This window comes from Caballeronia sp. PC1 (assembly GCF_021353155.1).
GTDB lineage: Bacteria > Pseudomonadota > Gammaproteobacteria > Burkholderiales > Burkholderiaceae > Caballeronia > Caballeronia cordobensis.
Genome location: NZ_JAJUBH010000001.1, coordinates 2,493,298 through 2,512,170 on the forward strand (window position 1 = coordinate 2,493,298; position 18,873 = coordinate 2,512,170).

At 65.0% G+C, this 18,873-nt stretch carries 19 protein-coding genes; 4 read left to right on the forward strand and 15 right to left on the reverse strand.

Annotated elements, in window-relative coordinates; genetic code table 11:
- Positions 1 to 223: 223 nt before the first annotated feature.
- From argS to LY284_RS11910, 4 genes are all read left to right on the forward strand, one after another.
- On the forward strand, positions 224 to 2,008 hold the full coding sequence (argS, locus tag LY284_RS11895) for an arginine--tRNA ligase (protein ID WP_014190209.1): 1,785 nt from the start codon (positions 224 to 226) through the stop codon (positions 2,006 to 2,008).
- A gap of 128 nt (positions 2,009 to 2,136) precedes the next feature.
- Positions 2,137 to 2,907, forward strand: coding sequence for an SPOR domain-containing protein (locus tag LY284_RS11900; RefSeq protein WP_041730075.1), 771 nt, complete (start codon positions 2,137 to 2,139; stop codon positions 2,905 to 2,907).
- 136 nt (positions 2,908 to 3,043) lie between these two features.
- Entirely contained in the window at positions 3,044 to 3,688 is a 645-nt protein-coding gene (locus LY284_RS11905; protein WP_014190207.1) for a thiol:disulfide interchange protein DsbA/DsbL, read from the forward strand.
- A gap of 19 nt (positions 3,689 to 3,707) precedes the next feature.
- Positions 3,708 to 4,487 (forward strand): SDR family oxidoreductase, encoded by a 780-nt coding sequence (locus LY284_RS11910; protein WP_014190206.1) that lies wholly within the window; start codon positions 3,708 to 3,710, stop codon positions 4,485 to 4,487.
- 60 nt (positions 4,488 to 4,547) lie between these two features.
- Here the strand turns inward: LY284_RS11910 and LY284_RS11915 are convergent, their stop codons facing one another.
- The 15 genes from LY284_RS11915 to flhD all read right to left on the reverse strand — a co-directional run bounded on the left by LY284_RS11915 (position 4,548) and on the right by flhD (position 18,742).
- A complete protein-coding gene (locus LY284_RS11915; RefSeq protein ID WP_041730073.1) occupies positions 4,548 to 5,864 on the reverse strand; it encodes a DUF3443 domain-containing protein in 1,317 nt (438 codons plus the stop codon).
- Positions 5,865 to 5,882: 18 nt separating this feature from the next.
- Positions 5,883 to 6,407: a DUF2844 domain-containing protein gene (locus LY284_RS11920; protein ID WP_014190204.1), complete on the reverse strand. Its 525-nt coding sequence runs from the start codon at positions 6,405 to 6,407 to the stop codon at positions 5,883 to 5,885.
- Between the two features lie 253 nt (positions 6,408 to 6,660).
- On the reverse strand, positions 6,661 to 7,374 hold the full coding sequence (cheZ, locus tag LY284_RS11925; protein WP_014190203.1) for a protein phosphatase CheZ: 714 nt from the start codon (positions 7,372 to 7,374) through the stop codon (positions 6,661 to 6,663).
- Positions 7,375 to 7,376: 2 nt separating this feature from the next.
- Entirely contained in the window at positions 7,377 to 7,772 is a 396-nt protein-coding gene (gene cheY / locus LY284_RS11930; protein WP_014190202.1) for a chemotaxis response regulator CheY, read from the reverse strand.
- 54 nt (positions 7,773 to 7,826) lie between these two features.
- Positions 7,827 to 8,915: a chemotaxis response regulator protein-glutamate methylesterase gene (locus LY284_RS11935; RefSeq protein ID WP_014190201.1), complete on the reverse strand. Its 1,089-nt coding sequence runs from the start codon at positions 8,913 to 8,915 to the stop codon at positions 7,827 to 7,829.
- Positions 8,912 to 9,649, reverse strand: coding sequence for a chemoreceptor glutamine deamidase CheD (cheD, locus tag LY284_RS11940; protein ID WP_014190200.1), 738 nt, complete (start codon positions 9,647 to 9,649; stop codon positions 8,912 to 8,914). The genes LY284_RS11935 and cheD overlap by 4 nt, the downstream gene beginning before the upstream one ends.
- The gene (locus tag LY284_RS11945; RefSeq protein ID WP_014190199.1) at positions 9,646 to 10,569 is read right to left on the reverse strand and encodes a CheR family methyltransferase; all 924 of its coding nucleotides are present in this window, start codon (positions 10,567 to 10,569) and stop codon (positions 9,646 to 9,648) included. The genes cheD and LY284_RS11945 overlap by 4 nt, the downstream gene beginning before the upstream one ends.
- A gap of 132 nt (positions 10,570 to 10,701) precedes the next feature.
- Positions 10,702 to 12,537, reverse strand: coding sequence for a methyl-accepting chemotaxis protein (locus tag LY284_RS11950; RefSeq protein WP_014190198.1), 1,836 nt, complete (start codon positions 12,535 to 12,537; stop codon positions 10,702 to 10,704).
- 28 nt (positions 12,538 to 12,565) lie between these two features.
- Positions 12,566 to 13,084 (reverse strand): chemotaxis protein CheW, encoded by a 519-nt coding sequence (cheW, locus tag LY284_RS11955; protein WP_014190197.1) that lies wholly within the window; start codon positions 13,082 to 13,084, stop codon positions 12,566 to 12,568.
- Positions 13,085 to 13,101: 17 nt separating this feature from the next.
- Positions 13,102 to 15,372 carry a chemotaxis protein CheA gene (cheA, locus tag LY284_RS11960; RefSeq protein WP_233386268.1) on the reverse strand — a complete coding sequence of 757 codons (2,271 nt, stop codon included), beginning with the start codon at positions 15,370 to 15,372 and terminating at the stop codon, positions 13,102 to 13,104.
- A 51-nt stretch (positions 15,373 to 15,423) separates the two neighbouring features.
- Entirely contained in the window at positions 15,424 to 15,801 is a 378-nt protein-coding gene (locus LY284_RS11965) for a response regulator (RefSeq protein WP_014190195.1), read from the reverse strand.
- A 66-nt stretch (positions 15,802 to 15,867) separates the two neighbouring features.
- Positions 15,868 to 16,866 (reverse strand): flagellar motor protein MotB, encoded by a 999-nt coding sequence (gene motB, locus LY284_RS11970; RefSeq protein WP_014190194.1) that lies wholly within the window; start codon positions 16,864 to 16,866, stop codon positions 15,868 to 15,870.
- A gap of 13 nt (positions 16,867 to 16,879) precedes the next feature.
- Positions 16,880 to 17,740 (reverse strand): flagellar motor stator protein MotA, encoded by an 861-nt coding sequence (gene motA, locus LY284_RS11975; RefSeq protein ID WP_014190193.1) that lies wholly within the window; start codon positions 17,738 to 17,740, stop codon positions 16,880 to 16,882.
- A gap of 93 nt (positions 17,741 to 17,833) precedes the next feature.
- Positions 17,834 to 18,400, reverse strand: a complete 567-nt coding sequence (gene flhC / locus LY284_RS11980; protein ID WP_233386285.1) for a flagellar transcriptional regulator FlhC — start codon at positions 18,398 to 18,400, stop codon at positions 17,834 to 17,836.
- A gap of 18 nt (positions 18,401 to 18,418) precedes the next feature.
- Positions 18,419 to 18,742, reverse strand: coding sequence for a flagellar transcriptional regulator FlhD (gene flhD / locus LY284_RS11985; protein WP_014190191.1), 324 nt, complete (start codon positions 18,740 to 18,742; stop codon positions 18,419 to 18,421).
- Positions 18,743 to 18,873: the final 131 nt, after the last annotated feature.

Consider the following 18,873-nt stretch of genomic DNA (forward strand, 5'->3'; position numbering starts at 1 on the left):
CGAGCCGGTCTCCCTGACAACGTGACAACACCCTGATTCGACATATTAGCACCTGCTAAAATCCCCACTTTGCAGGTATATGACCCGGCGAACGGTCATATGTCCGCGAGGCTTCGCAGACATGGCGAACGGCGTTTTTCTCGCGCCTCCGGGTTCCGGGCGCACGCCAGCATCCATCCAGTCGCCATACCCCATCGGACTCGCTCCATCGGATCACATCAGCATGCTGCCCGCACATAAACACACTCTCGAAACGCTCCTCACCGACGCGGTCAAGCAGGTCGCGCTAGTCACTCAGGGCGCCAGCGAAGCGGCCTTCGTCGCGCCCGCGATCGTTCTCGAACGACCGAAGGTCGCGGCGCACGGCGACGTGGCATCGAATGTCGCGATGCAGCTCGCCAAGCCGCTGCGCGCCAACCCGCGCCAGCTCGCGCAGCAGATCGTCGATGCGGCGCTCGCGCTGCCGGCTGCGAAGGGTCTCGTCGAGAGCGCCGAAGTGGCGGGTCCCGGCTTCATCAATCTGCGTCTTGCCGCGTCGGCGAAGCAAGACGTGATCCCGGCCGTGCTGGGCGCGGGCGCCGCGTTCGGCCGCTCGGCGCGCGAGGCCGGCAGGCACGTGCTCGTCGAATTCGTGTCGGCGAACCCGACCGGTCCGCTGCACGTCGGCCACGGCCGCCAGGCCGCGCTCGGCGACGCGCTCTCGAACCTGCTCGAAACGCAGGGTTACGACGTGCATCGCGAGTTCTACTACAACGACGCGGGCGTGCAGATCGGCAACCTCGCCACCTCCACGCAACTGCGCGCGCGCGGCCTGAAGCCGAACGAGCCGGGCTGGCCCGACGCCGCGTACAACGGCGAGTACATCGCCGATATCGCGCGCGACTACATGGCGGGCGAAACGGTCGCCGCGAAAGATGGCGAGCCGGTCAAGGGCAAGGGCGACGTCGAGGATCTCGACGCCATCCGTCATTTCGCCGTGGCGTATCTGCGTCACGAGCAGGACATGGATCTGACCGCGTTCGGCGTGAAGTTCGACCAGTTCTATCTGGAGTCGTCGCTGTACAAGGAAGGGCGCGTCGAGAAGACGGTCGCGGCGCTCGTCGATGCGGGCAAGACCTACGAGCAGGACGGCGCGCTGTGGCTGCGCACCACCGACGACGGCGACGACAAAGACCGCGTCATGAAGAAGTCCGATGGCACGTTCACGTACTTCGTGCCGGACGTCGCCTACCACGTGACCAAGTGGGAGCGCGGCTTCACGAAGGTCATCAACATCCAGGGCTCGGACCATCACGGCACCATCGCGCGCGTGCGCGCCGGCTTGCAAGGGCTCGGCGTGGGCATTCCGAAGGGCTATCCCGACTACGTGCTGCACAAGATGGTCACCGTCATGCGCGACGGCGAGGAAGTGAAGATTTCCAAGCGTGCGGGCAGCTACGTGACGGTGCGCGATCTGATCGAATGGTCGGGCGGCCTGGCTCCCGGCCATGAAACCGCGCCCGACCAGATCGACGAAGAGACCATCCGCCGCGGCCGCGACGCGGTGCGCTTCTTCCTCATCTCGCGCAAGGCGGACACCGAGTTCGTGTTCGACATCGATCTCGCGCTCAAGCAGAACGACGAGAACCCGGTCTATTACGTGCAATACGCGCACGCGCGCATCTGCACGATCCTGAACGACTGGAAGGAACGCTACGGCGGCGACATCGCGAAGGCGGCGCAAGCCGATCTTTCGCCGCTGTCGAGCGACCGCGCGATGGCGCTTCTGAACAAGCTCGCCGAGTATCCCGAGATGCTCGCGCACGCCGCGGAAGAACTCGCGCCGCACGCGGTCGCGTTCTACCTGCGCGATCTCGCCGGCGAATTTCACTCGTTCTACAATGCGGAGCGCGTGCTCGTGGACGAAGAGAAGGAACGCACCGCGCGCATCGCGCTGCTCGCGGCGACACGCCAGATTCTCGAAAACGGGCTCGCGACCATCGGCGTTTCCGCTCCTCAAAAAATGTAAACCTGCCACGCACGCCCGGAAAATAGGATTTTTCGGCGTGCGTGAACAGATGCCTGGCGCGGGCTCGCCACGAGCCGCCGCTATAATCGTCGCCCAACCAGAAGACTCTCTCGCAGGTGATTCATACGATGGCAAAACCACGCCGCACATCGAAGCAGTCGAAGCAAACCGGGGGAACGTTTATCGGCATCGTGCTGGGCCTGATCGTCGGGCTCGCGATCGCCGTGATCGTCGCGCTCTACATCACGCGCGCGCCCACGCCGTTCGTGGCGAAGGTCGCGCCGCCGCCGTCGGAAGCGAACTCCGCGCCGCCCGCCGCGCAGCCCTACGATCCGAATCGTCCGCTGCAGGGCAAGTCGCCGGGCCAGGCAGTCCCGCAAGCCGCGCAGCCCACGCCGCCCAACACCGCGCCGGGCCAGACCAACAATCAGACGCAGTCGTCGGGCATGCTCGACGAGCCGCAGATCGTCGAAGTGCCGCCGTCGGGCGCGACGGCCTCCGCACCGAAGAGCGGCAGCGCGACCATCGCGAAGAAGCCCGAGACGGCGCCTGCCGCACCCACCGCGCCGAACGTCACGAGCAACGCCAACGCCACGCCGCCCAAGGGCGGCTCGGCAGCCACGGCCGGCAAGACCACGCCGCCCGCGCCCGGCGAGCCCAACACCGGCTATTTCCTGCAGGTGGGCGCGTACAAGACGCAAGCGGACGCGGAGCAGCAGCGCGCGCGGCTCGGTTTCCAGGGCTTCGAATCGCGGGTCACGCAGCGCGATGCGGGCGGCGTGACGTACTATCGTGTGCGCGTCGGCCCGTTCGCGAAGTTCGAGGACATGAACACCGCGCGCCAGCGTCTGTCCGATGCGGGCGTCGATACCGCCGTCATCCGCTTCTCGAAGCAATAAGGTCAGCGCGCTTCGCGCTTGCTCCACGGCAAGCGCGGGCGCACCTACGGTTTTTAAGCGTGGCTTAAGCGTCGTATGTCCCACTTATGGGCCTGTTTTCGTACCGTCGCGTACCCATTGCGTCCATTCTTCCATCATGAAAAAACTGTTTAGCGCGTTGGCTCTCTCCCTCGGCATCGCAGCCGCTTCCTTGACCGTCGCGAGCACGGCAATGGCCGCGCCCACCGCCGGCAAGGACTACACGGTGCTGCAAGCCGCGCAGCCGGTCGGCGCGCCCGCGGGCAAGGTCGAGGTCATCGAGTTCTTCTGGTACGGCTGCCCGCACTGCAACGAGTTCGAGCCGTATCTGGAAGCATGGGCGAAGAAGCAGGGCCCGGACGTCGTGTTCAAGCGCGTGCCGGTGGCGTTCCGCGACGATTTCATCCCGCACTCGAAGATGTACCACGCGCTCGACGCGCTCGGCGTCGCGGAGAAAGTCACGCCGGCCGTGTTCAACGAAATCCACGTGAAGAAGAACTATCTGCTCACGCCGCAGGCGCAAGCGGACTTCCTCAAGACGCAGGGCGTCGATCCGAAGAAATACATGGACGCCTATAACTCGTTCTCGACGCAAAGCGCCGTGCAGCGCGACGCCAAGCTGATGCAGGACTACAAGATCGACGGCGTGCCGACGGTCGTCGTGCAGGGCAAGTACGAGACGGGTCCGGCGATGACCAACAGCCTGCCGGGCACGACGCAGGTGATGGACTTCCTCGTCCAGCAAGCCCGCGACAAGAAGTAATCCCCTCTCCCGCGCCGGCATGAATGCAGTTCGCCTGAAGGTCTTCATCACCGGCGCTTCGAGCGGCATCGGCCTCGCACTGGCCGAGGAATACGTGAAGCGCGGGGCCGTGCTCGGCCTCGTCGCCCGCCGCGCCGACGCCCTCGCCGCCTTCGCGGCCCGCCATCCGCAAAGCGCCATTTCGATCTATCCCGCCGACGTGCGCGACCCCGATGCGCTCGCCGACGCCGCACGCCGCTTCATCGCGGAACATGGCGCGGCGGATGTCGTCATCGCGAACGCGGGCATGAGCCGCGGCGCGCTGACGGGTCACGGCGATCTCGACACCTTCCGCACCGTGATGGATGTCAACTACTTCGGCATGGTCGCGACGTTCGAGCCGTTCGTCGCATCGATGACGGCCGCGCGGCACGGCACGCTCGTCGGCATCGCGAGCGTCGCCGGCGTGCGCGGGCTGCCGGGCGGCGGCGCGTACAGCGCGTCGAAATCGGCGGTCGCGAAGTATCTGGAGTCGTTGCGCGTCGAGATGCGCCCGCTGGGCGTGGCCGTCGTCACGATCGCGCCGGGCTACGTGCGCTCGGAGATGACCGCGCACAATCCGTATCGCATGCCGTTTCTGATGGACGCCGACCGCTTCGCCGCGAAAACCGCCGACGCCATCGCCCGCAAGGTGCGCTACGCGACGTTTCCGTGGCAGATGCGCATCGCCGGCATGCTGATGCACATGCTGCCGCGCCGCCTCTACGACGCGCTCGCCGAGCGCGCGCCGCGCAAGCCGCGGGCAAACGAAAGCGAGTGACACAAAAAAACCGGCTGCGCGAAAACGCAGCCGGTTTTTACTTGCAGACCGCTCAAGCCGTCAGAACGCTACATACGCCGAACTGTTGGGCAACTCGAAGCCGACATACACGTGCCGTCCGAAGAAGAACGGCAAGCCGAAGTCGAAGAAGTTGGACATGCCCAACTGGCCGCCGAGACTGTTGAACGCGAACTTGTTGCCGCCTTGCGTCAGCGTGCGCGCGCTGACCAACTGGAACGGCACGTTCGCGCTGTTGCCTTCGGTGCCCTGGATCGTCGTCGAAAGCGACTGCTCCGAGCTCGGACAATAGAACGCGCTCGAACTCGAACACAGCGGGAAGCTGTCCTGGAAGAAGTTGCCGTTCGATCCCGAGTCGAAGAACGTCTTGTACGTTTGTCCCTTGTAGGTGCCGGTGAGGTCGCCATACGGGTCCGTGCCGTACTTCGTCACGCCGCTGATGCTGTTGTTGCTCTGCGTACCGATACCGAAGATCAGCACGCCGGTCGCGCTCGCCGCGCCGCCGTCCGGAACCGGCGGCAACTGCACGATCACGCCATTGTTGTTGACCGCGAACTTCGTGACGGGATTCGTGACCTGCTGGGCGACCGGCGTCGCGACGCCCGTGCAGTTCGTGCCGTTGCTGCAGGAGAAGTACATCGCGTTGAGCGCCGTGCTCGCGCAACTCGGGCCGCAGTCAACCGTCTGCGGGCCGATGCCGAGAATGCCGTTCGCGCCGATATCGCCGACGTCGTTCTCGTCGTTGCCGGACGGGCAGCCGTTGCTTCCCGTCGGCGCGGCCGATGCGTCGAGATCGCCGATGATCTGAATCGGCACGCCCGACGCCACTTCGGTGCCCATCTTCACGTCGGCCGTGCGCACGGTGCCCCACGTGTAGCCGTCCGCGAAGCCCGCGCACTCGGCGAGCTGGCCGCCGTTCGACGCGCGCGTGCCGGGCAGGCTGCCGAGCACGTTCTGCGCCGCCGAGCCAAGAATGCGCAGGCCGAAGGACGCCGTATCGACCTGAATGTTGTCGATCGTCTGGCACACCGAGGAACCCGGCGCGCACACCGTGACCGACACGTTCGGAATGTTCACGAAGTTCGCGACGCCGGCATTGACGTTGATCGGCACCGCGTTCGTGCCGTTGGGTTGAATCGGCTGCGCGTTCGCGGTGCTGGTGCCCGAACTGCCGCCGCCGCCCGAGCCGCCGCCGCCGCCCGATCCGCCCGACGAACCGCCGCCGCTCGAACTGGAACTGTCGCTGCCGCCACCGCCGCACGCGGCGAGCATGACGGACAGACAGAGCACGCCGAGCCAGCGCGCGAAATCGCCGCGTCGAAGGAAAGAGCCGGGAAGGCCGAGTGTCTTGCTATGCATACTGAAGTCTCCCGTCGCTTACTGAATATCGCTGGCGGACACACCGGCCGGCAACGATTGCGGCAAATAGGCGTGGCCCGCGAAGGCGCCCATATGACCGCCCGATTCCACGACGAGCCCGGAATCCTGCACGCTCACAGGCCCCCGTCCGCCGCGCGCGGCGCGCTGCGCCTTGAGGCCCTGCTGATATTGCGGGAAGTAGCTGCCGAGCAGGCTGGCGAGATCCGGCACGCGCGGCCCATTCCACGCGATGCCGAACACGGTGCCCTCCGCGGAGAGATATTCGTTGACGACGGTGCCGCTCGCGAGCGTCGTGGAGCGGACGGTGTAGTTCGATGCCGATGTCGCCGATGCGTTCGACGCACCGCTTGCGACGGCCGCACGCACGACGGCTTTTGCGGACGTGGCGCCTTGCGGCGCGGTCATCGGCTCGCCGCCGAGCACGGCATAGGCGGGCGCCGCGGCGCACACGCTCAACGCGCCGGCGACGATCGCGAGCGCGCTTGCCAGATGCCCATGACGGGATTGCTTCGGTGCCTTCACTGGGCCTCCTATCGGTTGCCGGCCGTCCCCGCGCTTTAAGCGTGCGAACCGGCTCTTGACGATTGAGTGACAGATGTGCCACCGCTTTTCGCGCGGCTTTTTGCGGCGCGAATACCATCTAGTATGCCAGCCACACGGAATAGTCCTAACGTTCGCAAGCGCACATAAGAAAAACGCGAAGCGCAATGGTATGCGCTTCGCGTTGTCCAGTAACGCTGAGCAGGTCGAAATGACGTTTATTTGCAGATAGGCGTCAGAAGCCGAGACTCGCGAGCAAATCGTCCACTTGCGACTGATCCTGCACGACATCGCTGCGTCCCTCGGGATTGATCTGCGGCCCGTTGAGCAGGCCTTCCGGACTGCCGCTCGCCGACGACATCAACGCCGCCGCCGATGCCGCGAACTGCTCGCGGCGCTCCGGCGCGATGTTCTCCAGCAACACGCCGAGCAGTTGCTGCTCGATCAGATACACGACGTCCGTAATCTTCTTGATCACCTGGCCGGTCAGATCCTGAAAGTCCTGCGCGAGCATGATTTCCAGCAGTTGCGCGTTGGTCGCCTGAGTGCGCTCCGGCACGCTTTGCAGAAACGTTCTCGTTTCAGCAAGCAACGCGCCCGCTTCGCCCTGCGCGAGCGGCGCGTCGTACCATTTGGCCCAGCGCGCGTCGAGCGCCTGCGCGTCGGTCTGCATCGCTTCCTGCATCGGCTTGGCGAGCTCGATCGCGTTCAAGGCGCGCTCGGCGGCCTGCTCCGTCATCGTCGCGACATATTTCAACCGGTCGCGCGCGTCGGGCACGGCTTGCGCCGCGGCTTCGACCTGCTTGTCGAGGCCGAGCTCGCGCATCGAATCGCGCAGCGTGCGCGTCAACTGGCCGATGCGCGCGAGAATGCGATCGCTCGACGGATCGCCCTCGGCTTCGGCGACAGCAGCGACGGCCGCTGCGAGTTCAGTGGTCAGATCGTTCACGATCAGCTCCCGGCTTTGGCCAACTTCTCGAGAATCTTGGTGAGTTTCTCGTCGAGCGTGGCGGCCGTGAAGGGCTTCACCACATAACCGTTCGCGCCCGCCTGCGCCGCCGCGATGATGTTTTCCTTCTTCGATTCCGCCGTCACCATCAGCACCGGCAGATGCGAGAGGTTCGCGTCCGCGCGAATCTGCTGCAGCATCGAGAGGCCGTCGAGGTTCGGCATGTTCCAGTCGGTGATCACGAAGTCGAAGCCGCCGCCGCGCAGACGCGCAAGGCCGGCCGCGCCGTCTTCGGCTTCGTCGACGTTGCCGTAGCCCAGTTCCTTCAGCAGGTTGCGCACGATACGGCGCATCGTCGGAAAATCGTCGACGACGAGGATCTTCATGTTCTTGTCCATCACTACTCCCTTGAGTTCTCAATGCGGCGGGGCCGCGTATTCAATCCAGAAAAATCAGACGCGCTGCACGCGTTCGCCCATCGAGGCAAGCCGCGCCATCACGCGCCGGCTCATTTCGGAGAGCGGCGCGATTTCGCTTGCGCCGCCCATTGCAATTGCTTCGCGCGGCATGCCGAACACCACGCAACTCGCTTCGTCCTGCGCGAGCGTGTACGCGCCCGCCTGCTGCATGTCCAGAAGACCGGCGGCGCCGTCGCGGCCCATGCCGGTCAGGATCACGCCGATCGCGTTCTTGCCGGCGTGCTGCGCGGCCGAGCGGAACAGCACATCGACCGAAGGCCGGTGCCGGTTCACCGGCGGCGCATCCGACAGATGCGCGACGTAGTTCGCGCCGCTTCTCGCGAGCACCAGATGCGCGTGGCCCGGCGCGATATACGCATGGCCCGGCAGCACGCGCTCGCCGTGCTCCGCTTCCTTCACCGTAATCCGGCACAGGCCGTTCAGCCGTTGCGCGAAGGACTTCGTGAAGCCCGGCGGCATGTGCTGCGCGATCAGCACCGCGGGCGCATCGGGCGGCAGCGGCACGAGCACTTCGCGAATCGCTTCGGTGCCGCCCGTCGATGCGCCGACGATCACGAGCTTCTCCGTCGACACGAGCGGATTGTTGAAGTGCGGCGCGGGTTTCGCCGCGCCGCCGACGGGCGCCGCCGGCGCGTGATGCGCCTGCTTCACCCGCGCCCGCGACGCCGCGCGGATCTTGTCGGCGAGCTTTTCGGCGTAATCGAGCATGCCGTCGCGAATGCCGACCTTCGGCTTCGTGACGAAATCGACCGCGCCCAGTTCCAGCGCCCGCAGCGTGATTTCGTTGCCGCGCTCGGTCAGCGACGACACCATCACGACCGGCATCGGCCGCAGGCGCATCAGCTTTTCGAGGAAATCGAGGCCGTCCATGCGCGGCATTTCGACGTCGAGCGTGAGCACGTCCGGGTTGTGCTGCTTGATCAGCTCGCGCGCGACGAGCGGATCGGGCGCGGTCGCGCACACGTGCATGTCGGGCTGCGAGTTGATGATTTCGGTCATCAGACTGCGCACGAGCGCCGAGTCGTCGACGCACAACACCTTGATCTTTTGCGCTGAGTTCATGCTTCCTCCGCCGTCTTCAGCCGTGACGTGAACAACTCGACGCGCGGGCGCCTGGCCGCCGCAGCGTTCGTCGAGAACAACTCGGCGCGCGGCTTCGAATTCGCCGAAGCATTCGACTGAAACAGCTCGACGCGCGCACGCGCCTTCGCGAGCCGCTCCGCGCGTTCTTCGGGCGTGCGCTGCACGAGCGCCTGCTCGCGCTCGACCACGACCGGGTCGTGCGCGGTCTTGAGCTTCTTGACCATCACCTGTCCCGAGCGCGGCATGAATGCGACTTTGCGCGGATGCACGCCCTGCAAATCCTCGGCGACGATGCGGATCTTCTCCAGCGCGAGATAGCGCCGCACGAATTCCGAATTGCGATCGCCGATGTTGATGGTCGTCATGCCCGCGAGCACCGCGCCGCCGCCGAACACCTTCGCTTCGAAGCGCTCGCGCCGCCCGCCCCGCTTGATCAGTTCGTTGATGAGCACTTCCATCGCGTACGCGCCGTAGCGCATCGAATCGGACGCGGCCAGCGACGCATCGGAGCCGTCGTCGGGCAGCATGAAATGATTCATTCCGCCGATGCCCGCCGTGCGGTCGTGGATGCACGCCGCCACGCACGAGCCGAGCACCGTGACGAGCACCATGTCTTCGCTCGTCATGTAGAACTCGTTCGGCAGCAGCTTCACGCCGGGCTTCTGGAAGTGATTGTCGAAATACAGGTTCGACGCCATCGGCAGCGCGCTCATACCGGTTCTCCGGCGAGCACACGCCTGGTTGCGCCCGCCACCTTCACATCGCGCGCAAGTTCGTAGACCGTCTGGCCGCGCAGCCTGAACGCCTGCGACACATACGTGAAATTCTCCGAATGCCCCGCGAACAGGAGCGCGCCCGGCTTCATCAACGGCTCGAAGCGCGTGAGCACCTGCCCTTGCGTCGGCTTGTCGAAGTAAATCATCACGTTGCGGCAGAAGATCGCGTCGAACGGGCCTTTGACGTCATAGCGCGCGTCGGTCAGATTCACGCGGCCGAAGTTCACCATCGCGCGCAGTTCGGGGCGCACTTTCACGAGGCCCGCGTGCGAGCCCGTGCCTTTGAGGAAGAAGCGCTTCAGCCGCTCGACGGGCAGCGCCTTCACCTGATCGAGCGAATACACGCCCGCTTCGGCCTTCGCGAGCACCTGGCTGTCGATATCGCTGGCGAACACCGAGCACTGGCGCGCGGCGTGCTCGCCCAACGCCTCGACGAGCGTCATCGCGATGGAATACGGCTCCTCGCCGGTGGAAGCCGCCGAGCACCACACCGAGAACGGTTGCTGCCTGCGCTTCACGAAGTCCGCGAGAATCGGAAAATGATGCGACTCGCGGAAAAACGCCGTGAGGTTCGTGGTCAGCGCGTTGACGAACGCTTCCCACTCGGCATTGTCCTCGTTGGTTTCGAGGCGGTCGAGATACTGCTTGAACGTGTCGATGCCGCAGGCGCGCAGGCGGCGCGCGAGCCGGCTATACGCCATGTCGCGTTTATGGTCCGACAGGGAGATGCCCGCGCGCCGATGAATCAGCTCGCGAATCCGGGCGAAATCCGCCGTCGTGAATTCGAAATCGCGCTCGACTTCCGGACCGCGTACGCCGCCGGCCAGTTCGATGCGCACGTTGCGCGTTGCCGTCATGATGTTTCGTGCTTCCTTGGCGTGTTCGTCGCGCGCGCGCCTCGCGTTGAAGTCGATGACCATGCGGGCTCGCGCTTTCCCTGTATGTCGATGCCGCGCGATGTCAGCATGGCCGTCTCGTTCCAGTCAGTGTCAGAAGGTTTCCCAGTCGCCGTCGTCGGCGGTCGTCGCCTTCGCGCGCGGCGCAGGCTTCACCATCGCCGACGGTTTCGCCGCCGGCTTGCTTGCGGCCTTGGGCGCTTCGCTGGCTACTTCCTTGATAACGGCCGCTTCCGGCGCAACTTTCGCTTTCTCGGCAGGCTTCGCGTGCTTTTCGGCTTTCGCCGCGACAACCGGCGCGGAAGGCTCGACGCGCGCGGGCTGCGACAGGCGCGCCGCCGCGGCCGAAGCGCTCGAAGCACGCACCGGCGCCGCGCTGTCGATGCGCCATTGCGCGACGACGTCCTTCAACTGGCGCGTCTGCTCTTCCAGCGACGCGGCAGCGGCGGCGGCCTCTTCGACGAGCGCGGCGTTCTGCTGCGTGACGCTGTCCATCTGCGTGACGGCGCGATTGACCTGCTCGATGCCGTCGGACTGCTCTTCCGACGCCGCGCTGATCTCGCCCATGATGTCGGTCACGCGGCGCACCGCCTGCACGATCTCGCCCATGGTCTGACCGGCGCGCGCGACGAGTTCCGTGCCGCTGTCCACCTTCGCGGCGGAATCGCCGATCAGCGCCTTGATTTCCTTCGCCGCCGCGGCGCTGCGTTGCGCGAGCGAGCGCACTTCGCCCGCCACGACCGCGAAGCCGCGCCCTTCCTCGCCGGCGCGCGCCGCTTCGACGGCCGCGTTCAACGCGAGAATGTTGGTCTGGAACGCGATGCCTTCGATCACGCCGATGATGTCGACGACCTTGTTCGAGCTCGACGCGATCGCGTGCATCGTCTCGACGACCTGTTCGACCACCACGCCGCCGCGCGACGCGATATCCGATGCGTTCACCGCGAGCTGGCTTGCCTGGCGCGCGTTGTCGGCGTTCTGCTTCACCGTGCTCGTGAGCTCTTCCATGCTCGACGCCGTCTCTTGCAGCGACGCCGCCTGCTCTTCCGTGCGCTGCGAGAGATCGGTGTTGCCGCTCGCGATTTCATGCGCGCCGACGTCGATCGATTCCGAGCCGCGGCGCACCGCGCCGACCATCGCGGTCAGATTGCCGCGCATGCGTTCGATGCCCGCGAACAGACGCCCGATCTCGTTGTTGCTGTCCGACTGCACCGATTGCGAGAGATCGCCGCGCGAGATGCGGTCGAAGTGATCGACGGCCTCGTTGATCGGCTTCACGATCAGGCTCGACAACGCCATGCGCGAGCCGATCAGCATCAGCACCGCGAGCGCGAGCACCGCGCCGATCGTCACGCTGAGCGTCGCGATATACGAAGCCGTACTGGCGCGCGACGCTTCGGCACGCGTCTGATGCGCGGCGACGGCGGCGGTCACGGCCTGATCGAACGCGACGAACATCGGGCTGATCTTCGTGTCGGCGATCGCGTGGTAGGCGGCCATGTCGTTCGCGCGGATCGCGGCGAACTCCGGCTCCACGCCATTCCTGACGAGCGTCTCGCGCGTCGCGACGAGCGCGTCGAGCGCCTCCTTCGGCAGCGTCGGCTTCGGCGTGTCGAGATAGAGCTTCCAGTTCTCGTTGCTCTTGTCGAGCAGAACCTGGCCGCGATCGACCGATTTCTTGGCTTCCTCCGCGTTGCCCGCTTCGGCGAGCGAGCGCACCTTGTCGAGCGTGATACGCGCGCGCAGCAGATACGACGACGTTTCCGCGAGCGCGCGCATCGCGACCATGTCTTCCTGCGCGAGCGCGGTAAGCGACGTGCTGGCGGTATTCAGGCCGACGAGCGCGAGCGCGCCGATCACCGCCGCGAATCCGGTGAACATCAGGCCCACGAGTGTGAGCGTCGTGCGGATCGACAACTTCTTCAGCATGGTTTCTTCCTGCTTTCCAGATTACGTTTTATGCGGCGACGGAATCGATCAGTTCCATCTCGCGGCTCGTCATGAGCTTTTCGATGTCCATCAAAATCAGCATGCGGCCGTCCACGGTGCCGAGGCCCGTCAGATATTCCGTCGCGAGCGTGCCGCCGAATTCGGGCGCGGGCATCACTTGTTCCTGCGTGAGCGTGAGCACGTCCGAGACGCCGTCCACGACCATGCCGACCACGCGATGCGCGACGTTCAGAATGATCACGACCGTCTGGTTGTCGTACTCGACGCGGCCGAGATTGAACTTGATGCGCATGTCGACGATCGGCACGATGATGCCGCGCAGATTGATCACGCCCTTGATGAACGAAGGCGCATTGGCGATACGTGTAACGTTGTCGTAGCCGCGAATCTCTTGCACTTTCAGGATGTCGATGCCGTATTCCTCGGCGCCGAGCGTGAACACGAGAAACTCCTGTCCGGCGGCTTCGGCGTGTTGCGCGTCACGTCGCGAAGGCGCAGCGGTATGAATCGATTGGACGTCTGCCATGAAAAACTCCTTCGGTATTAGTGGGTATGCGCGCCGTGCTGTGCGCGCGAATCGCGATTGAGCGCGGCCACGTCGACGATCAGCGCGACACTGCCGTCGCCCAGGATGGTCGCGGCGGAAATGCCGTGCACCTTGCGGTAATTCGTTTCGAGGTTCTTCACGACGACCTGCTGCTGGCCGACGAGCTCGTCGATCAACATGGCGAAGCGGCGGCCTTCCGTCTGCATGATCGTGACGATGCCTTGCGTCGGTTCGGTGCGCGCGCCTTCGACATCGAATACGCGATGCAATGCGACCAGCGGCAGATATTCGCCGCGCACGCGCACGACGCGCTCGCCGTTCGCGACCGTGTAGATGTCTTCGGCGACCGGCTGCAGCGACTCCATCACGAAGTTCAGCGGCAGAATGAAGATCTCGTTGCCAACCTTCACCGACATGCCGTCGAGGATCGCGAGCGTGAGCGGCAGCACGATCTTGGTCGTCGTGCCCGCGCCCTGACGCGACATGATCTCGACATGACCGCCCATCGACTGGATGTTGCGCTTCACCACGTCCATGCCCACGCCGCGGCCGGAAATATCCGTCACCTGTTCGGCGGTCGAGAAGCCCGGCATGAAGATGAGTTGCCAGACTTCTTCGTCGCTCATCGAGTCGCTGACCTGCATGCCCTGCTTCTGCGCCTTGGCGAGAATCTTGTCGCGGCGGAGTCCCGCGCCGTCGTCGCTCACTTCGATCACGATATTGCCGCCGTGATGCGCCGCCGACAGCACGAGCTGACCGGTCGTCGACTTGCCCGCCGCGCGGCGCGCTTCCACGGTTTCGATGCCGTGATCGAGCGAATTGCGCACGAGGTGCGTGAGCGGATCGATGATGCGTTCGATCAGGCTCTTGTCCAGTTCGGTCGCCTGACCGAACGTGACGAGTTCCACTTCCTTGCCGAGCTTGCCGGCGATATCGCGCACGAGGCGCGGGAAGCGGCTGAATACGTAATCCATCGGCATCATGCGGATGGACATGACGGCCTCTTGCAGATCGCGCGCGTTGCGTTCGAGCTGCGCCATGCCGTTGAAAAGACGGTCGTGCAGCGCCGGATCGAAGGTGCTCGTGGTTTCCGCGAGCATCGCCTGCGTGATCACGAGTTCGCCCACCAGATTGATGAGCTGATCGACCTTTTCCACGCCGACGCGAATCGAGCTGCCCTCCGCCGATGCGGCGGCTTGCGGACGCGCTTTCTTGTCCGCGTCGCTCGCTGCTGCCTTGGACGGCTGGGCGGCAGTTTGCACTGCCGCCGCTGCCGTTTCTTCTCTTGCTTCATTGCCGATAGCGGATGCAGGCGCCGCCGCCTGCGATTGCTCCGGTTCCTCGTGTAGCGTGGGTTGCATCGCAGGCGCCGTTGCGGGCGCGTGTTCGATGGCTGGCGCCGATGCGTCGCCACGGCCGATCGTGATCTGCTTCTCGTCGATCACGAAACAGCACACGGCGACGATATCGTCGGCCGGGACGTCCGAGTCGAGCCAAACCACGTACTCGGCGTCCGTCTTCTTTTCTCCGACGATGCTTCCCAGATTGCCCAGCTCCTCGATCAGAGTCGCCAGGTCCTTCTCGCCCACCCCCCGTAGCGTAATTTTCAGGTGGGGTCCAACTTCCGCCGCGGGCGCGCCGGTGTGTCCCGGCGTCGCGTCGGCAGCGGTTCCTGCATGCGTATCGGCGAGTTCGAACGCGCCGTCCCAGTTGCCGTCGTCTTCGATGGCGTCGGCCGCCTGCGTGAGCACGTGCGCGGGCGGGGCGTTCGGGCCTTCGTACGCCGGCGCGACGCTCACGCTTTTCACTTCGTGTTGCGCGCCCGGCAGCGAGGGCGGTTCCGTCTTCGCGACTGCTTCGACATGCGCGCCATCGGCGCTTTCGTTCTTCAGGCGCTCCAGCTTCGCGCAGATCGCCGCGGCCGCGGCCGCATCCGGCTCGGCGCTCGCGCGGTACGCGGCGAGCTGATCGGACAGCACGTCCTTCGTCGCGAGGAACGTGTCGATCATGTCGCGGCGCAGGACGAGCTCGTTATTGCGCGCACGGTCCAGCAGCGATTCGAGGATGTGCGTGGTTTCGGTGAGCGCGGTGAAGCCGAACGTCGCCGCGCCGCCCTTGATCGAGTGCGCCGCGCGGAAGATGGCCGCGAGATCTTCGGGGTCCGGATTCGCGATATCCAGCACGAGCAGCAACTGCTCCATCTGCGCGAGCAGTTCATCGGCTTCGTCGAAGAAGGTTTGATAGAACTGGGTAATGTCGAGTGTCATGCTTGAGTCACCATCGGCGCGTGCGTGCGCTAGTTGTCTTTTGACTTCAGTTCAGTGCTGCGTGTCTTCCGAGAGCGCGGCGACCAGTTCCGTCAGCAGGTCCGGATCGAGCGGCTTTTCGATCCAGCCGGTCGCGCCCGCCGAGCGCGCCGCGTCCTTGAACGGCTCGCCGCCTTCGGTGGTGAGCACCAGGATCGGCGTGGCCTTGTAGGCGTGGTTCGCGCGCAGCGCCACGATCAGATCGAGCCCGCTTCTGCCCGGCATGTGCTGATCGGTCAGAACGAGATCGAAGCGCTCCGCGAGCGCCCACTCCAGGCCTTCGTCGCCGTCGGACGCGACGGTCACTTCGTAACCCGCCGTCGCCAGCGTCGCCGAGAGGATTTGCCGCATCGCGGCTGAATCGTCGATTGCCAGAATGTGTTTGATCATGTTTGTCTCTTGCCGTGATGACGGTCGAAACGTGTCGAGTCTTGAGCGTGTTTTTGGGGAATTTGCTCAGCGCGCAGCGGGGTTGGCCGCGATGCCGGGAATGAGCTGGCCGAGCGCCGTCGCCGGCGCGCCCGACGCGTCCGTGCCGTTGTCGAGCGTGGCCCCTGGCGCGCCGTCGTCGCGCATCATCGATATTTCGGATTTGCGATTGAGCACGATGACGCTGATGCGCCGGTTCTCCGGGTCCATCGGGTCCTTCCGGTTCAGGTTTTGCGTCGACGAAAGACCGAGCACGCGCAGCACTTTCGCTTCGTCCATGCCGCCCGCGACCAGTTCGCGCCGCGATGCGTTCGCGCGGTCCGCCGACAGTTCCCAGTTGCTGTAGCCCTTGTCGCCGCCCGCGTATTTCACGGCGTCGGTGTGTCCCTGCACGACGATGCGGTTCGGCACGTCGTTCAGGCTCTTGCCGATCTCGCGCAGGATGTCGCGCATGTACGGCTGCACGCTGTCGCTGGAGAGCGCGAACATGGGCCGCTTCTGCGTATCGACGATCTCGATGCGCAAGCCCTGCTGCGTCGATTCGATACGGATCTGCTGCTTGAACTGGCGCAGCGTCGGATTCGCCTCGATCGCGGCCATCAGCTTGACCTGAAGATCGTGCAGGCGCACCTGTTCACGGCGTTCGAGCTCGCCTTGCGCGGCCTTCAGCAGTTCTTCGTCCGCGTTCGACGAGGCGCGCTGCGCGAGCTGCGTGCTGCCGTCGGTCCTGCGCGCCGCGCCGGGCTCGTTGCTGGAAATGTCGCGGCCGCCGCCGATGAGGATGCTGTTGTCCATGCCGACGGACTTGCCGCCGACCATCGCCGCCTTGAGCGGCATCTGGAAATATTCCGCGATGCCGCGCCGCTGCACCGGCGAGGTCGACGAAAGCAGCCACATCAGCAGGAAGAAGGCCATCATCGCGGTCATGAAGTCCGCATAGGCGAGCTTCCACGCGCCGCCGTGATGCCCTTTCTTGCCGGCCACCACGCGCTTGATGAAAATGGGACGTCCGCTGTCGTTGCTCATTGACGTGCTCCGGTCACTTGGACTTGACCCGGCGCACGTGTTCTTCCAGTTCGGAGAACGACGGGCGTTCCGTCGAGAAGAGCACCTTGCGGCCGAACTCCACCGCGATCGCGGGGGCGTAGCCGTTCAGGCTCGCGAGGATCGTCACCTTGATGCACTGGAACATCTTGGTCTGCTCCGCGACGCGCTGTTCCGCCACGTTCGCGAGCGGCCCGATGAAACCGTAAGAAAGGAGAATGCCGAGGAAGGTGCCGACGAGCGCCTGCGCGATCATCTCGCCGAGAATCGCGGGCGGCTGGTCGGCGGAGGCCATCGTATGCACGACGCCCATCACCGCCGCGACGATGCCGAACGCGGGCATCGCGTCGCCGACCTTGGTGAGCGCGTGCGCGGGCGCTTCGCCCTCGACGTGATGCGTTTCGATTTCCTCGTCCATGAGGCTTTCGATCTCGAACGCATTCATGTTGCCGCTCACCATGAGACGCAGGTAATCCGTCAGAAATTCGACGATGTGATGATCCGCGACGATCTTCGGGTACTGGCTGAAAACCGGGCTCTTCGACGGATCTTCGATATCCGCTTCGAGCGCGAGCGTGCCTTCCTTGCGCGCCTTCGCGAGCAGCACGTAGAGCAGGCCCATCAGCTCCATGTACATGCTCTTGTCGTACTTCGCGCCCTTGAAGAGCGTCGGGAGAACCTGGATCGTCGCCTTGATCGTCTTGACGTTGTTGCCGAGGATGAACGCGCCGACGCCCGCGCCCCCGATCATCAGGATCTCCACCGGCTGCATGAGCGCGCCAAGGTGCCCGCCTTCGATGGCGTAGCCGCCGAAGACGGACAGCAATGTCACGAGCGATCCAATGAAAATCAGCACAGTCGAGTCCTCACGTTTCGATGCGGTAAGACCGCCGTTAAGTGGTTTACGGCACTCGACTGAAAAACTTTGAGATATGGCGTTCTCGCCGCGTCAGGCGGCGATGCGCGGCGTCTGGTTTGCCGCGCTCGCGGGGGGCGCGGCCTTGCGCGTCTTGCCCGCGCGCGACGGAGGCTGGCACAGTCCACAAACGTAGCCGGCGCGCAGATCGTACGCATGCGCGACAAAGCGCCCGCCGCAACGCGTGCAGGCGTTCGTCTGGAGCATGCCGGATTCGAAGTAGCGCACGAGCGTCCAGGCGCGCGTGAGCGACAGCACAGGCTCGTCGCCGTGCAGCGCCGCGTGTTCGAGGTACAGGCGGTAGCTTTTGACGATCGACTGGATCGTCGGCTGGGCCTTGTCGTTGTCCGCCATGAAGCGGTAGATCGCGTGAAACAGCGACGAATGGATATTCGGCTGCCAGGCCATGAACCAGTCGGTCGAAAACGGCAGCATGCCCTTGGGCGGCGAGGCGCCCTTCAGCTCCTTGTAGAGCTTGATGAGGCGGTCGCGCGACAGGCTCGTTTCCGCTTCGAGCAGCTGAAGGCGCGCGCCGAGCTCGATCAGCTCGATCGCCAGAGTGATTTCGCGGACTTCCGCGACCACGCTTTTCGTCGCCATCGGAGGTTCGCGCGCGCCTTAGCCAATCTGCTCGACGGGACCGTCGGCCAGCAGGATCGCCGCGTGGGCGTGCGCGAGCGACGCGCTCTTGTCCTTGTCGGCGAGCGAGGCGAGGATCGCGTGATCGTCGAAACGGAAGCGGCACAGCAGATGGCTCGACGCCGCCACTTTCACCGTCTGCGCGAGCGTGAGCGAGGCCAGGACTTGCGCGACCTGTTCGGACAGGCCGAGTCGGTACATCGCCGAAACGCGGTCTTCCTGAAGGAGCCGCTGTGCGAGGAGCAAGTACGACAGATTCACCTCGCGAATTTCCGCGAGCGTACTCGTATTGCTGGTCGTCATCTTCTTCCCCGAATCGATACGTTGGCTGGTCAGGCCCGGCGGGGAACGTTTGCGCGAATTCGCAACGGACAAGGCGAATCCGGCCCCGCGCATGTGGTTTGGTTTCGATTCGATTGTCGCCGATGCGCCCG

What these genes read in the sequence shown, in the direction of transcription:
- argS (WP_014190209.1), top strand. Translation starts at nt 224, where the DNA reads ATGCTGCCCGCACATAAACACACTCTCGAAACGCTCCTCACCGACGCG.
- LY284_RS11900 (WP_041730075.1), top strand. Translation starts at nt 2,137, where the DNA reads ATGGCAAAACCACGCCGCACATCGAAGCAGTCGAAGCAAACCGGGGGA.
- LY284_RS11905 (WP_014190207.1), top strand. Translation starts at nt 3,044, where the DNA reads ATGAAAAAACTGTTTAGCGCGTTGGCTCTCTCCCTCGGCATCGCAGCC.
- LY284_RS11910 (WP_014190206.1), top strand. Translation starts at nt 3,708, where the DNA reads ATGAATGCAGTTCGCCTGAAGGTCTTCATCACCGGCGCTTCGAGCGGC.
- LY284_RS11915 (WP_041730073.1), bottom strand. Translation starts at nt 5,864, where the DNA reads ATGCATAGCAAGACACTCGGCCTTCCCGGCTCTTTCCTTCGACGCGGC.
- cheY (WP_014190202.1), bottom strand. Translation starts at nt 7,772, where the DNA reads ATGGACAAGAACATGAAGATCCTCGTCGTCGACGATTTTCCGACGATG.
- LY284_RS11935 (WP_014190201.1), bottom strand. Translation starts at nt 8,915, where the DNA reads ATGAACTCAGCGCAAAAGATCAAGGTGTTGTGCGTCGACGACTCGGCG.
- cheD (WP_014190200.1), bottom strand. Translation starts at nt 9,649, where the DNA reads ATGAGCGCGCTGCCGATGGCGTCGAACCTGTATTTCGACAATCACTTC.
- LY284_RS11945 (WP_014190199.1), bottom strand. Translation starts at nt 10,569, where the DNA reads ATGACGGCAACGCGCAACGTGCGCATCGAACTGGCCGGCGGCGTACGC.
- LY284_RS11950 (WP_014190198.1), bottom strand. Translation starts at nt 12,537, where the DNA reads ATGCTGAAGAAGTTGTCGATCCGCACGACGCTCACACTCGTGGGCCTG.
- cheW (WP_014190197.1), bottom strand. Translation starts at nt 13,084, where the DNA reads ATGGCAGACGTCCAATCGATTCATACCGCTGCGCCTTCGCGACGTGAC.
- cheA (WP_233386268.1), bottom strand. Translation starts at nt 15,372, where the DNA reads ATGACACTCGACATTACCCAGTTCTATCAAACCTTCTTCGACGAAGCC.
- LY284_RS11965 (WP_014190195.1), bottom strand. Translation starts at nt 15,801, where the DNA reads ATGATCAAACACATTCTGGCAATCGACGATTCAGCCGCGATGCGGCAA.
- motB (WP_014190194.1), bottom strand. Translation starts at nt 16,866, where the DNA reads ATGAGCAACGACAGCGGACGTCCCATTTTCATCAAGCGCGTGGTGGCC.
- flhC (WP_233386285.1), bottom strand. Translation starts at nt 18,400, where the DNA reads ATGGCGACGAAAAGCGTGGTCGCGGAAGTCCGCGAAATCACTCTGGCG.
- flhD (WP_014190191.1), bottom strand. Translation starts at nt 18,742, where the DNA reads ATGACGACCAGCAATACGAGTACGCTCGCGGAAATTCGCGAGGTGAAT.